The sequence below is a fragment of the Ideonella sp. genome (assembly GCF_041287625.1).
In the GTDB taxonomy this organism is placed as follows: domain Bacteria; phylum Pseudomonadota; class Gammaproteobacteria; order Burkholderiales; family Burkholderiaceae_C; genus Ideonella.
Genome location: NZ_JBGGNH010000014.1, coordinates 1 through 13,579, shown reverse-complemented (window position 1 = coordinate 13,579; position 13,579 = coordinate 1). Strand labels below are relative to the sequence as shown.

Here is a 13,579-nt window from a genome sequence, read left to right as displayed (position 1 = left end):
GCCAGGCTCGGCGACTACACGAGGTCCCCGAACGCCGCTCGCTCCAACACCTCATGCTGCCGCCGCCAGTCCGGCATCTGCTGCGCCACCAGCGCCCAGAACGCCCGCGTGTGGCTCTTCTCCACCGTGTGGCAAAGCTCGTGCACGACCACATAGTCCTGCACGCTGGCTGGCAGTTCCATCACCCGTGGATGGAACTCCAGGACGTTCTGCGCGTTGCAGCTGGCCCAGCGGCTCTGGAAGTGGCGAATGCGCGCCGCCCTGGCCTGCAGGCCGGACTGCCGCTCCCAGTGCCGCACGCGCGCCAGCAGCTTCTCGTGCGCCCGGTCCCGGTAGAAGGCATTGAGCAAGGGCGCCAGCGCCGCCGAGCTGATGCTGCGCCCGGCCGGGTTCTCGATGACGAAGCGCGATGCGGTGAAGTGCAGCGTGGCATGCGCCAGCTTCGGCGCATGCTGCACCTCGGTGAAGTAGGTGCGCCCGCAGTAGCGCAGCCGGCTGCCTGTCACGATCTGCTCGTCTGCGGCCGGTGCCTCGACCAGCGCCCGTTTCTCGCGAATCCAGCGGGCGCGCTGCCGCACCAGGGCCTCCTGCGCTTCGAGCCCGACCGCCGGCCCGCGCAGCAGCACCGGCCGGCCACGCTCCACCGTCACGTAGTGCCGCTTGAGCGTGGCATCGGCCTTGAAGCGCCATTCGATGGTCGTCTGACCGTACTGCAGCTGTGGCATGGGGTCAGTTCTTCAGCAGGATGTCCAGGATGCGGCCGGCATGCTCGCGCGCCACCGCGCGCTCCCAGCCGGCCAGCGGCATCAGCAGCTTGCGCAGCAAGTCGCGCATCTCGGGGTGCAGGTCCAGCATCTGCTTCCAATGGCCGGCCGCCAGCGTCTGGCTCAGCGTCGGGTCTTCAACGAGCTTTGCCGTCGCCGCGCGCGCCGTGTCCTCCCCCAGCAGGGCGGCCAGGTAGCGGTACACCGCCGAGTGCGCCGGCGTCTCGAAGCCCGTCTTGTCTTTGTCGGTCACTCGCTGCCCGAACAGCGCCAGCTGCTCCAGGAACTGTGCCTGGCTGATGCGGCCGGCCTTCTCCTCCTCCAGCAGCTTTTCCAGCTCCTCGGCCAGCTTGTCGAAGAAGGCCGGGTCCTTGTCGCGGCCGGTGACGATGGTGTGCTTAAGCTGGTTTTTCATCACCAGCGCCTGGCTGCCCGGGCTGGCCAGCTGCTTGAGCCGTGCCATGTCGCTGGCATCCAGGATGGACACCTCGCGCCCCAGCAGGCTCTTGGCCGGGCTGGCGGCGATGTACTCGTCCAGCAGGCGCTGCAGCAGTGCGGACTCCAGCTGGGTGATGCGCTCGCGGTAGGTGGCGTCCGGCAGCTTGTCGCGCAGCATCAACCTGATTTCGGCAAACAGCGTGAAGTAGGGTTTGAAGGGCAAGCCCCGCACATCGGGCAGGATGATGTCGATGCTGCGGTTGAATTGCTTGGACAGTGCCAGGAAATCTTCCACCGCATCCAGCCGGCTCGCCGGATCCAGGAAGCGTTCGGCATCGTCCTTGTAGGCCTCGCGCCCGCTCACCGGGTCGTGCTTCTTAGGCAGCAGCTTCAGCAGGCGCTCCAGCGTGCTCTGCAGCTTGGGCAGCTCGGTCTCCACGCCTTGCCACACCTGCGCCGGCTGCACCTCGCCACCGTAGAGCTTGAGCGCCTGATCCAGGTGCTCCACCACGCCGTGGTAGTCGACGATGTAGCCTGCGTTCTTGCCCGGCAGCGTGCGGTTGACCCGCGCAATCGCCTGCAGCAGCGTGTGTTCCTTGAGCGGCTTGTCCAGGTACATGGTGCTGACGATGGGCGCATCCCAGCCGGTCAGCAGCATGTCGGACACGATGATGAGCCCCACATTGTTGGCCAGCGGCTGGCCGTCCTTGCCCTGGCTTTCGTCGCCATAGGGCAGCGGGAACAGCTTGCTGACGAAGTGGCTGATCTGCTCGGCCGGCAGGGCCACCGGCCGCTTGCCGGCCTTCAGCTCATCGCGGATGCGCTCCTCGATGCTCTGCACCTTGGTGACTGGCAGCTTGTACTCGGCCGCCTCTTCCTCGACCGTGGCGCCGGTCCGCGTGCCGGTGACGGCGGCCAGCGAGATGACCACCTGGCTCTGGAAGGTCGGCAGCCCTTGGGTGGCGCGCTGGGCCATCAGCGCGTCCAGCAGGTCCTTGTAGCGCACGGCCATGTCGCGGCCGTTGCACACCAGCATGGCCTTCAAGCCCTTGGCCTGCACATGGCCGACAAAGTGCTCCACCAGGTGCGCCGCCACCTGCGCCATGCGGTCGCCCGCCTGGCGCCAGCGGGCCAGCAGCGCCTTCTTCAATGCCAGCTGGTGCCCTTCGGGCTGCGCTTCACCGAACTGCTCGTTGAAGGCGGCGTCCAGCTGCGCATCGGCGGCCAGCTTGACCCAGGCGTCCTGGTACTTGATGGGCAACGTGGCGCCGTCGGCCACCGCCTCGTGCAGGCGGTACTCGTCGATGTAGGTCTCGCCCCCGAACTCGGCCAGAGTGTGCTTGTCGTCGTTCAGCAGCGGCGTGCCGGTGAAGGCGATGAACTTGGCGTTCGGCAGGCTGGCGCGCATGAAGGCCGCCAGGAAGTCGTACTGGCTGCGGTGAGCTTCGTCGACCAGCACATAGAAGTTGGGCTTGGCGCTCAGCACGCGAAAGTGGATCTTCTCGCGCTTCAGCGCTACCCACTTCGCATCCAGCAGCACGCCGTCGGCGGCGTGCCGGCCGAAGTGCTCGTTGCGTTCCTCCACCATGAAGAAGTCCTTGCCGTCGCGCACGCGCCGGTGCCGCATGGCCTGCAGGACCTCTTCCGCCTCCTCGGGCTCGCCGCTGGCACCGCCCTCAGCATGGGCGTTGGGTTCGTCCCATTCCTGGAACTTCTGCACCGTGCTCGTGAACACGCTGCCGTAGTCGTTGCCCAGCATCCTCACCAGCCCGGCCACCGACACGGCCTGGATGGCGCGAATGCCCACGGCATGGAAGGTGTCAAAGATTTGCCTGTCCAAGTCGCGCCGGTCGGTCAGCACCAGCACCGTGGGGTTGGCCAAGCCGGTGCTGTCGGCGCGCAGCAGGCGGGCCAGCAAGGCCATGGTCAGCGACTTGCCGCTGCCCTGCGTGTGCCAGATGACCCCGCCCAGGGGCGTGGGGCTGGTGAGCCGCGCCACGGTCTTGCGCACGGCGCGCCACTGGTGGTAGCGCGGCAGCTTCTTCACCGTCTTGCCGTCGCGCGTTTCGAACAGCACGAAGTGCGCCACCAGCGCCAGAAAGCGGCTGGGCTCGAACAGCGCCCACAGCAGTTGCTCCTGCTCGCCCGGTTCGCCGCCCAGCAGTGCCGCCATCTCGGCCAGCTCAGGCGCTTCCAGCCGGTAGCGGGCATAGAAGGCGGGCTTGGTGAGGATGGCGCCGTACAGGCCCTGGCGGCGGTTCAGCCCCACGCACACCTGATTGAACACGAACTGCGCTGCAAAGCTGCGCTGGTAACCGTCCAGCTGCGCCAGCGCCTCGTCCAGCCGGTGGTGGCTGGCCTTGCATTCGATGATGGCCAGCGGCAGGCCGTTGACGAACAGCAGCAGGTCGGGGCGGAACAGCTCGCCGTCGGCATTGCGGCCCACGTACTGATCCACCACATGAAAGTCGTTGCGGCTCGCGTCGCTGGCATCCAAAAAGCGCACGCTGCGCGGCTGGCCGGCCAGGTCCTTCACCTGGATGTCCGAGCGGTGCAGCACCTGCTGCCACAGCGCCTGGTTGGCCGCCAGCAGCTCGTCGTTGGCGCGCTTGCGCAGCTCGATCAGCGCCGCATCTACGCCGCCGGGCGCCTCGGCCAGCCAGGGGTTCAGCGCCAGCAGCCGCGGGCGCAGCACGTCTTCCAGCACCGGGGCCAGGTGGCGGTGCTCCACCTTCACCGCGTGGCCGGGCCGGTGGCTGTAGCCCAGTTGCACCAGCGTGCGGATGGCCGGGCGCTCCACGCCCTGAAGTTCTGCGGTCATGGCCCTCCCTGGGCGCTTTGCTCTGGCTTGAATCGAGACGCTTGGATCAGGCCGCCGGGCTCAAGCCCAGCACATGCCAGTAGGGCTTGAACCCCTCATGCACGCAGCGCGCCACCAGCGCCAGAAAATCGCGCATGTCGCCGTCCACATGGGCCTTGTCCAGCGCCTCGTAATAGGCCAAGCGTTGCTCCACCGGCAGCACGATGGCCGGAAAGCCCGCCTTCAGCAGTTCCAGGTTCAGCAGCAGCCGGGCCGTGCGGCCATTGCCGTCCACGAAGGGGTGGATCTTCACGAAGTCCACATGCAGGCGGGCGGCGCGCTCCACCGGGTGCAAGCCGGCGGCCTGGGTGTCGTACCAGTGCAGCAGCGCCGCCATCTGTTCGGGCACCTGCAGCATGTCGGGCGGCACATGGCGGGCGCCGGCGATGGTGACATTGAGTTGCCGGTAGCGCCCGGCGTTCTCGTCGTCAATCTGACGCAGCACCAGGCGGTGCAGGTTGCGGATCTGCCATTCACTCAAGGGTTCTTCGCGGCGCACCACGTCTTCCACGTAGAGGATGGCGTCGCGGTGGTTGATGGCCTCGAAGTGCTCGCGCAGCAGCTTGCCGCCCACGGTGATGCCTTCGAGCACCACCTTGGTTTCCATCAGCGTGAGGGTGTTGCCCTCGATGGCGTTGGAGTGGTACGTCCAGCGCAGCACCAGGGCTTCGTGCAGGTTGCGCAGTGCGGCGGCCGGCAGCGGGCGCAGCGCATCCAGGCGCGCCTTGAGCGCATCAAGGGCGGCGAAATCAACCGGGGCGACCGGGTCAGCAGTAGGCGGGGTCATGCAGCCTCCGAGACGGGGGGAGTGTGCGTTGCATTGTCAACCTTGACGCGCCATTCGCCGGTCAGGAGCTTTTGCATCAGGCCGCGTTTGAGGAGGCCATAACTGCGTTGCTTGGCAAAGAGAGCACGGAGCTTTGCGGAAGTAGCTTCGCAGACCGCAGTGATTTGCTCCCGCTCAACTTCCGGGGGCATCGGCACAGAGACATCTCGCAGGGATTTCAAGTTGATGACCTGCTGCGCGGAGCCAATCATGCCGCCCAATAGCTCTGCCTTGCCTGCTGGAGACGAAAGGTAGCAGTGAAGGTATTTCGAGAGTGCCAAGCTTCCCGTGCGAATCATTCCAGCCTGCCGGGCAATGTTTGCGCCCTTTAAGGTCGCAGGTACGACCGCTGTTTCGCCGGGGTACCCGACCAGCGAGACGAGCAACTCTCCACCTTTGAGGATGGTTCGCTTGAACTGAGCTGAAACCTCGGAGGAGATCGTGCGAAGGTCCTGCGCAAACTCGCCGTCCTTGATGTCGCCACCACGCACCATCGGAACACCACCTGCAACGGGCTCGCCAGGCTGGACTACGCCATACGTGATGTTCTCTACAGCCAGGTCGCCCAGAGTGCAGAACTCCCAACACCGGGGCACTATCCCGATGGGCCCTTCCTTGAACTCTTCGTGAGGAAGCCAAGTGCTGCTGGCATTTAGGACGCCAACACCCCGGCTGAACAGCGTCTGCATCAGGCCCCGCTTGAGGGTCTGGGTGGCTTCAATCTCGCGCGCAATCACGTCCAGCTTGTCGTCCACGGCCGTCAGAATGGCGGCGATCTTCTTCTGTTCACCTCTTGGAGGAAGTTCCACGGGAATGGACTTGATGATCGACAGGTTCAGCCCTCCACGTCCACCTTCGCCCGAGGAAAGTGCCCGTAGTTCCTTGTAGCGCCAATCAAGGTTATGAAACAGGAAGTCGGTCTCAAAGCCGTCTGACGGATAGATGGCTGCAAGGGACTGATTTGTTGCTACTTCAGCTTCTAGAACAGCAACACATCCTCTCGTCTTGCCCTGACCAGCTAGCGCCATGACTATGGATTTCCTTGGGAAGACCTTGGCAGCAGAGTTCTCAAGGCCCAGCTTGGATATCTGCTTTTCGGTCCTTCGTACTCGTCGCTGGTGCACTTCTCCTGAGCTCATCCAAGGCACTTCGGGTGGGTTCCAATAGCTGTCCTCGGATGTAGCGGGAGTACCACCCGCGCTGACATCTGTCAGCTCGCCAATGAGCTTGACCTCCCAACCCGCAGGCCGGTGCGGGGGCGTCGACACTTCGACTTGGTCAGCATGGGAAGCTCTCATGCGCCGACCTCTGCAAGGCCAAGTTCTGCCAGATAGCCATTGAGCCGCGCATCAATCAGCGCCTCTTCCTCGGCCAGTTCCGTCAGTTGCACCAAGGTGGCCGACACATCGACGGTCTGCTCGGTTTCCCCGTTGTCGATGTACCGCGCAATGTTGAGGTTGCCGTCATTGCCGCGAATCTCGTCGAGCGAGACCACGCGGCAGTAGTTCTCCACCTCGGTCTGCTGCTCGAAGGCGGCCTTGTGCGTGCGGACTATGCGTTCGATGTCCTCGGGGCGCAGGCTGTTCTGGGCCTTGCCTTCCAGGTAATCGCGGCTGGCGTCGATGATGATGAGCTTGCCCTTGAGCACGGGGGGCTTGCGCTTGTTGAGCACCAGCACGCAGGCCGGGATGCCGGTGTTGTAGAACAAAGAGGAAGGCAGGCCGACGACGGCCTCGATGAGGTCGCCCGGCTGGCCGCCGCTGGCGGCATCGGTGCCGAAGAGCAGGCCCTCGCGGATCCTGCCCTCCTCGCCGCTGCGGAACAGCACGCCGTGCGGCAGGATGATGCCCATGCGGCCGTCGGCCTTGAGGCTGGCCAGCATGTGTTGGGCAAAGGCCAGGTCGGCATAGCCGCGCGGCGGCACGCCATAGCTGAAGCGGCCGAAGGGGTCGCTGACGGTCTTGTAGCTGGGCGTCTTGGGCTTCTTGTTGCCTGCGCCGCCTTCGCTGTCCTGGGCGGCTTCGGCTTCCAGCTCCAGCGGCGTCCACCAGGCTTTGGCCGAGAAGGGCGGGTTGGCGATGACGCGGTCGAAGGTCTTGAGGTAGCCGCCGTCCAGGTGCCTGGGCTCCACCAGCGTGTCGCCGCGCTCGATCTCGGCCCGCATGTTGTGCAGGTAGAGGTTGAGCTTGGCGATGGCCCAGGTGCCCAGGTTCTTTTCCTGGCCGTAGAGCAGGGCGTTGGGGCGGTCGCCCATCAGCGTGCCGCCGGGCAGCCTGGCGATGTGGTGCGCGCTCTCCACCAGCATGCCGCCGCTGCCGCAGGTGGGGTCGTACACGTGGTGGCCGGGCTGCGGGTCGATGAGTTCCACCACGAGCTGCACCACGGCCTTGGGCGTGTAGAACTCGCCGCCCTTCTTGCCGGCATCGTCGGCGAACTGCTTGATGAGGTATTCGTAGGCATCGCCCAGCATGTCCGCCTTGTAGAGGTCGGCGTTGCCCAGGCGGTACTGGTTGAAGTGGCGCAGCAGGCGCTGCAGCGTGGCATCCGCCAGTACGCGCTTGTCACCGTACTGGGTGGCGGTCAGCACATGCTGCAGCTCGGGGTTGTGGGCCTCGATGTCCGCGAAGGCCTTGTCCAGCGCCTCGCCGATGTCCTGGCTGCGCGAGATGAGCGTGGGCCAGCGGGCGTCGTTGGGGAAGACGCCCCACTTGGCTTGAACCTCGACGTCCGCGTCAAACGGGCTGAGGCCTTCGTCGTGTCGCAGCTGCTGGACCCGTTCGTCGAACACGTCGTTGAAGCGCTTGAGGAACAGCAGGCCGAAGATGTAGTTCTTGAAGTCCGACGAGTCGATGGAGCCGCGCAGGATGTTGGCGGACTCCCAGAGCCAGGATTCGAGGGTGTCGAGGGTGAGGGGCATGGGGTGGTCGTGAAACAGTAAGGTTCAGCGCTGGCCTTGGCGGTAGGCCTGGAGTGTGGCGGCTTGCAGCAGCGCGTGGCCCTGCTGAAATGCGGGGTCTTGGCTGACCAGGCGGGCTGCGGCGGGCGAGAGCCAATGCAGCAGTTCCATCACGCGGGCGTGCTGCAGTTGCAAGCGGGCCAAGGCCTCGTCCGGGGTGCTGGGGGCAGGCGCCTGCACGGCGGGCACGCGGCGATGGCGGGGCTTGGTCTCTTCCCGCAGCGCGCCTTGCTTCCAGATGGGTTCGTGGTGGGCAACGCCATTGCGCAGATAGGTGCACAACTCCAGGCGAGTTTGCAGGGCGTCTCGGTTGGCCTGCTGCCTCCAGAAGGCTTCATGCGGGTAGCGATGCCCTGACACCAAGACGGGCAAAATTTGGTGCCAAGACATACGGCGCCCAGCTGCATCTCGCTCCACTTCCAGCAAGGCTGGCCAGAACCCCAAGGTCAGCTTGGCCACTACGTCATCTGGGGTAGGCGCTGGCCTCCGTGGCGTGCCGTTTGCCGAGTGGGTAATCTTGTGCACGCTGTCGACCGAGTGCTTCGACAGTCGGATGTGGTGGTACCAATCACGGGCCCCCGCTGAGCCCCTGACGCCATAGTGAGCACTCAGCGCCACGTGAAAGCCATTGCGCATGGCCACCTCCACCCATTTCAGAATGTGGTTGAAGTGCGTGCAGAGGTCTTCATGCCAGCGGTAGATGGCCAACAGCTCTTCATCGGTCTGCGGTTGGAAGAAGGCTCGGTAGCTATTGAGGCGTGGAGCGGAGATGGTCGCGATCAGCGCCGGAATGTCGGCAGAGTTCGGCATGCAGTGGGGATTCCCGTTTTTGTTATACTCGCGAGGTAGGCGCTTGGGCAACACAGACTGACAGGTCTCTCTTCGGACAGACGTCACTCTCCAAGTCGCAAGAGAGGGGGCGGCCGCGTAAGCGGCCGTTTTCCTTTGTGTCACGCAGGGCTGACCTCCAGGATGAGGCTGGCAAACCGGGTCTCCAGACCTTCCAGCTCGGCTTGGAGCTGTGCGCGCTCCGCACGAAGTGCCTCGAGGTCCACCTGACAGACTTCCTCTACAGCATCCACATAGCGAGCCACGTTGAAGTTGCAGTCGTTCTGCAGGATGTCTGCCTGTGACACCAGGCGGGCGTAGCCCTCAACATCCGCCCTGGCTGCATACGCGGTCTCGATCTTGGTGAGGTCCTGCTCACGAAGTCCGTTCTGGGTCTTCCCATGCTCGTACTCGCGGCTTGCGTCGATGAAGAGCACATGCTCATCGCGCTTGTCCTTACGCAAGACCAGCAATGCAATTGGCAGCGGCGTGTTTGGAAGCAGCTTGGCTGGCAGCGCGATCACTGCGTCCACGAGGTTTTCCTCCAGCAACTGCCTGCGAATTTGTAGCTCTGCACCGCTGCGGAAGAGGACACCATGGGAGACCACCACTGCCATTCGGCCGTGACCAGGCTTGAGCGTCTCCACCATGTGGCTGATAAAAGCGTAGTCAGCCGTACCGCGAGGCGGAACTCCGCGTCGGTAGCGCCCGTAGGGATCGGTTGCGGCGGCCTCTTGCCCCCAATCCTTCACATTGAAGGGTGGGTTTGAAACCACCACGTCGAACCGCTGCAGTTGGCTTCCAGCCACCAGGCGCGGGTCTTTGAGGGTGTCTCCCCACGCCAGTTTAGCGGCGAGCTCCTCATGCACAAACATATTGATTTTTGCGAGGGCCCAAGTGCTGCCGTTCTTCTCTTGGCCAAACAGCTGACAGCCCTCGCCGCCGGAGCGCACACGCGCGAAGGCGCTGCAGGTCAGCAACAACGTGCCAGAACCGCAGCACGGATCACCAACGCTTTCCCCAGCTTCGGGCTGGAGGAGTTCGGCGATCAGCCGCGAAACCTCGGGCGGGGTGAAGAACTCGGCACCACGCTTGCCAGCGACGACGGCGGCCTCGCTGATGAGCGTTTCGCAGGCAAAGCCAGCCGCCTCGGCACTTGCGCCGCTTCGAAAGTCGAACTCTGGCAAACCGAGGCAGCTCAGCAGATCGGCGATGAGGTGTTGCCTTTGCTTGGGTTCGCCCAGCAAGGAGGAGTCGAAACGGACGCTGTGAAAGGCGTCTTGCAGCAGCGGGTGTTGCTTCTCCAAATCGGCCAGTGCCCGGTCAATACGCTGCCCGATATCGGGCATGTGCTTAGCGTTGAGCAGCCGCTCAAACGGTGGCAACAAGCCGACATCCGCGTCGAGCGCAACTGCATAGTTAGCTTCGTCGGCAGTACGGTCAGAGGCGTACTTCAACACCAGCAATGCCAGGAGGTGGTCACGGAACTCCCCAGCATCGGCTACGCCACGAACTGAATCGAAGCTGCGCCGGAGTGCATGACGGATGGCCTGTTTTGCTTCGGCGTCAAGCATGGTCACCTCCACGGTGCGAAAAGAGGTCGGCCATCTGAGCTACCTCAATAGCATCCAGTTCTGTCAACCGATGCCGGATGGCAGCGATCCGCCCCGCCAGTTGGACAATCTCGGCGATACGGCGTTGACATCCCATATCGGGAAGGTCTACCTCCAGCGTCTGAAGAGCAGTCTTGGTCAGCGCTTTAATGCTGGTGCCGGTCAGCATTTGCTTGAGCTTGGCGCCGGTGGTCGGCAGGTTGAGAAACCACACCAAGTAACCGGCATCCAACCCAGAAGCCGGTCGGATCACGTTCAACTGACCCACCGGCAGAACTGGCAAGTCCGCCCCTGTAAAAAGCCATGCCCTGTAATAGTCGCCCCGTGAGGGGATGACCACATCACCCTCTCGCAGGCAGTTCGAACGGTACTTCTCTGCCACAACAACCCGCGGCAGTTCGCTCCAGCTCACTGGAGTCGAAGACACAACATCCCGGATGGCCAACGCACGGACGTTGCCTTCAGGATGCTCTTGCGGTGCTTGATCGCGAAAGACCACTGCTGTGTGGACTTCCGCCAAGTCGTTGAGGGTGAGAATGGCTTTCATCGAATAACTCTACTGTTGACGCAGTGTAGCGCCGCTCGCATGGGAGTGCAAGCAGTAGAGTTATTTGTTCATGCTGGGCCCGCCGTTCTCCAGTCCATCGCGCTGTCCAAGAGGCGCCAATGGAGAGCAAAAGCCCCATAGCTTTTGCAGCTTACGGGGCGCTCTACAGACGTCAAGCGTCGATGTCCGCCGCCCGCAGCGCATTCGTCTCAATGAAATCCCGCCGCGGTTCGACCTCGTTGCCCATCAGCATGGTGAACATCTTGTCGGCTTCGATGGCGTCTTCGATCTGGACGCGAAGGAGGCGGCGGACGGTGGGGTCCATCGTCGTTTCCCAGAGCTGGTTGGGGTTCATTTCGCCCAGGTCTTTGTAGCGCTGGCGGAAGTCGCCGGCGTTGGTTTCCTTCTGGCGTTCGCCTTCTCCGCGCTTCACCACGTCGAAGACGGCTTCGACTACGGTGTCGTGCAGCGCGGCCTTGAGCACGAGCGCGCTGGTCTCGGCGGATTCGAGGTTTTCCAGGACAAGGTTACAGAAGGTCAGGCGTACAGGCGCTGAGGTCGATGACTGGCCGCCGCGCCGCGTGAACCATCCTCACTGGCCGGCGGCTGCGCAGCCGGGACCAGCCTTCAAAGCGACTCGATCTCGTCGAGCATCTGCTGCAGCGGGCCGGCCACGACGCCCCACACGATGACATCGTCAATGTCGGCATAGCCATGGGCCCACTGGTTGCGCAAGGCCACCGCTTGGTTCAGCTCGCCGATGCGGGCGGCGATGCCGGCGTCCAACTGGCGCACCCGCCCCAGCGCTTCACCCAGGATCAGGAACTGCCGCTCGACGGCCGCGCGCAACAACTCGTCGCCCAGGTAGTCGTCCAGCGTCTTGCCGGCCGTGAAGCGCAGCGCACGCGCCGCAGCTTCCTTGGCGTCCCAGAGGTTATTTGCGCAGCTCAGGCGCCATAGACCGGCTGGCGCTCCGCGCTGACCCGTTGCTTGAAGTACGGGTTGCGGATGGCGCGCTCCACCACCAGATCCACCGGCCGCGCGAAAAGCCGCTCCAACCCTTCCTTCAGCCCGAAGAAAGCCTCGGCATAGCGCACGGGCGGCAGGTCTTCGAACACGACGAGGAAGTCGAGGTCGCTGGACTCAGCATCGAAGTCGTCACGGACAGCCGAGCCGAACAGGTCCAGCCGCCTCGCATGCGCTTCCTTGCACAGCGCCGCGATCGCTTCATGCCGCTCGGTGACAAGGGTGGGGACTTGCATGAGCGGCATTCAAACCGTGGCTTGCGGCGACGTCAAGCGTCGATGTTCGCCGCCCTCAGCGCATTCGTCTCAATGAAATCCCGCCGAGGCTCGACCTCGTCGCCCATCAGCATGGTGAACACCTTGTCGGCCTCGATCGCATCTTCGATCTGGACGCGCAGCAGGCGGCGGACGGTCGGGTCCATCGTCGTTTCCCAGAGCTGGCTGGGGTTCATTTCGCCCAGGCCTTTGTAGCGCTGGCGGCCCACCGAGCTTTCGGCTTGGGTCATCAGCCAGGCCATGGCCTGGCGGAAGTCGCCGGCTTTGGTTTCCTTCTGGCGTTCGCCTTCGCCGCGCTTGACCAGCGCGTCTGCAGTGAGCAGGCCCTTGAAGGTGCGGCCTGCGGTGGCCAGGGCTTCGTAGTCGGCACCGTGCACGAAGTCCGGGCTGATGATGCTGGACTTGATGTTGCCGTGGTGGCGGCGGCTGATGCGCAGCAGGTGCTTGTCGCTGCGTTCGTCGAAGACGGCTTCGACTTCGGCGTCGTGCAGCGCGGCCTTGAGCGCCATCGCGCTGGTCTCGGCGGATTCCAGGTTGTCCAGGTCCAGCACCAAGCCGTCGGAAATGGCGCGCAGGGCTTCGACGTCCATCCAGGCGGACAGGCGGTTGATCACGTTGGTGGCGGTGACGTACTGATTGGCCAGGTCGTTCAGCTGCTCGCCATTGATGGCAGGCTGGCCGTTGGCGGGGTCCACCGCAGCGCCGTCCAGTGCGACCTTGAGCAGGTAGGCGTCCAGCTCGTGGGCGTCTTTCAGGTACTGCTCGTGCTTGCCTTGCTTGACCTTGTAGAGCGGCGGCTGCGCGATGTAGATGTGGCCGCGCTCCACCAGGTCGGGCATCTGGCGGTAGAAGAAGGTCAGCAGCAGCGTGCGGATGTGGGCGCCGTCCACGTCCGCGTCGGTCATGATGATGATGCGGTGGTAGCGCAGCTTGTCGGGGTTGAAGTCGTCCCCGCCCATGCCTTTGCCGATGCCGGTGCCCAGCGCCGTGATCAGCGTCAGGATTTCCTGGCTGGACAGCAGCTTCTCGTAGCGGGCTTTCTCGACGTTCAGGATCTTGCCGCGCAGCGGCAGGATGGCCTGGAACTTCCGGTCGCGGCCCTGCTTGGCGGAGCCGCCGGCGGAGTCGCCCTCGACGATGTAGAGCTCGGTCTGCGCGGGATCGCGCTCGGAGCAGTCGGCGAGCTTGCCGGGGAGGCCGCCGCCGGAGAGGGCGCCCTTGCGGACGGTCTCGCGGGCCTTACGGGCGGCTTCGCGGGCGCGGGCGGCGTTGAGACCTTTGTCGATGATGCGCTTGCCCATCGTGGGGTTGGTCTCGAAATACATCATCAGGCCCTCGTAGGTGGAGGAACCGACGACGGACTCGACCTCGGGGGAGAGGAGCTTGACCTTGGTCTGCGACTCGAACTTGGGGTCGGAGTGCTTGATGGAGATGACGGCGGCGAGA

General features: G+C 64.3%; 11 protein-coding genes and 1 pseudogene. All 12 read right to left on the bottom strand.

Annotated elements, in window-relative coordinates; translation table 11 throughout:
* Positions 1–14: 14 nt before the first annotated feature.
* Entirely contained in the window at positions 15–725 is a 711-nt protein-coding gene (locus tag ACAH41_RS04115) for a SprT family zinc-dependent metalloprotease (protein WP_325652453.1), read from the bottom strand.
* 4 nt (positions 726–729) lie between these two features.
* Positions 730–4,023, bottom strand: coding sequence for a type I restriction endonuclease (locus ACAH41_RS04110; protein WP_325652452.1), 3,294 nt, complete (start codon positions 4,021–4,023; stop codon positions 730–732).
* A 46-nt stretch (positions 4,024–4,069) separates the two neighbouring features.
* On the bottom strand, positions 4,070–4,849 hold the full coding sequence (locus ACAH41_RS04105) for a Fic family protein (protein ID WP_325652450.1): 780 nt from the start codon (positions 4,847–4,849) through the stop codon (positions 4,070–4,072).
* Positions 4,846–6,186 carry a restriction endonuclease subunit S gene (locus ACAH41_RS04100; RefSeq protein ID WP_325652448.1) on the bottom strand — a complete coding sequence of 447 codons (1,341 nt, stop codon included), beginning with the start codon at positions 6,184–6,186 and terminating at the stop codon, positions 4,846–4,848. Before ACAH41_RS04100 ends, ACAH41_RS04105 begins: the two co-directional genes overlap by 4 nt.
* Positions 6,183–7,805: a class I SAM-dependent DNA methyltransferase gene (locus ACAH41_RS04095; RefSeq protein ID WP_325652447.1), complete on the bottom strand. Its 1,623-nt coding sequence runs from the start codon at positions 7,803–7,805 to the stop codon at positions 6,183–6,185. Before ACAH41_RS04095 ends, ACAH41_RS04100 begins: the two co-directional genes overlap by 4 nt.
* Before the next feature lie 24 nt (positions 7,806–7,829).
* A complete protein-coding gene (locus ACAH41_RS04090) occupies positions 7,830–8,654 on the bottom strand; it encodes a hypothetical protein (protein ID WP_325652446.1) in 825 nt (274 codons plus the stop codon).
* 140 nt (positions 8,655–8,794) lie between these two features.
* Positions 8,795–10,246: an N-6 DNA methylase gene (locus ACAH41_RS04085; protein ID WP_325652445.1), complete on the bottom strand. Its 1,452-nt coding sequence runs from the start codon at positions 10,244–10,246 to the stop codon at positions 8,795–8,797.
* Entirely contained in the window at positions 10,239–10,832 is a 594-nt protein-coding gene (locus tag ACAH41_RS04080; RefSeq protein ID WP_325652443.1) for a restriction endonuclease subunit S, read from the bottom strand. The genes ACAH41_RS04085 and ACAH41_RS04080 overlap by 8 nt, the downstream gene beginning before the upstream one ends.
* A 172-nt stretch (positions 10,833–11,004) precedes the next feature.
* A pseudogene (gene gyrB, locus ACAH41_RS04075) lies at positions 11,005–11,265 on the bottom strand (DNA gyrase subunit B); the annotation flags it as partial.
* A gap of 194 nt (positions 11,266–11,459) precedes the next feature.
* Entirely contained in the window at positions 11,460–11,783 is a 324-nt protein-coding gene (locus ACAH41_RS04070) for a HepT-like ribonuclease domain-containing protein (RefSeq protein WP_325652626.1), read from the bottom strand.
* Positions 11,780–12,103: a nucleotidyltransferase domain-containing protein gene (locus tag ACAH41_RS04065; protein ID WP_325652441.1), complete on the bottom strand. Its 324-nt coding sequence runs from the start codon at positions 12,101–12,103 to the stop codon at positions 11,780–11,782. Before ACAH41_RS04065 ends, ACAH41_RS04070 begins: the two co-directional genes overlap by 4 nt.
* A gap of 23 nt (positions 12,104–12,126) precedes the next feature.
* On the bottom strand, positions 12,127–13,579 hold a 1,453-nt coding region (locus tag ACAH41_RS04060; RefSeq protein ID WP_370538192.1), incomplete at its 5' end, for a toprim domain-containing protein.

Coding starts and splice junctions, on each gene's coding strand:
- ACAH41_RS04115 (WP_325652453.1), bottom strand. CDS start 725: ATGCCACAGCTGCAGTACGGTCAGACGACCATCGAATGGCGCTTCAAG.
- ACAH41_RS04110 (WP_325652452.1), bottom strand. CDS start 4,023: ATGACCGCAGAACTTCAGGGCGTGGAGCGCCCGGCCATCCGCACGCTG.
- ACAH41_RS04105 (WP_325652450.1), bottom strand. CDS start 4,849: ATGACCCCGCCTACTGCTGACCCGGTCGCCCCGGTTGATTTCGCCGCC.
- ACAH41_RS04100 (WP_325652448.1), bottom strand. CDS start 6,186: ATGAGAGCTTCCCATGCTGACCAAGTCGAAGTGTCGACGCCCCCGCAC.
- ACAH41_RS04095 (WP_325652447.1), bottom strand. CDS start 7,805: ATGCCCCTCACCCTCGACACCCTCGAATCCTGGCTCTGGGAGTCCGCC.
- ACAH41_RS04090 (WP_325652446.1), bottom strand. CDS start 8,654: ATGCCGAACTCTGCCGACATTCCGGCGCTGATCGCGACCATCTCCGCT.
- ACAH41_RS04085 (WP_325652445.1), bottom strand. CDS start 10,246: ATGCTTGACGCCGAAGCAAAACAGGCCATCCGTCATGCACTCCGGCGC.
- ACAH41_RS04080 (WP_325652443.1), bottom strand. CDS start 10,832: ATGAAAGCCATTCTCACCCTCAACGACTTGGCGGAAGTCCACACAGCA.
- ACAH41_RS04065 (WP_325652441.1), bottom strand. CDS start 12,103: ATGCCGCTCATGCAAGTCCCCACCCTTGTCACCGAGCGGCATGAAGCG.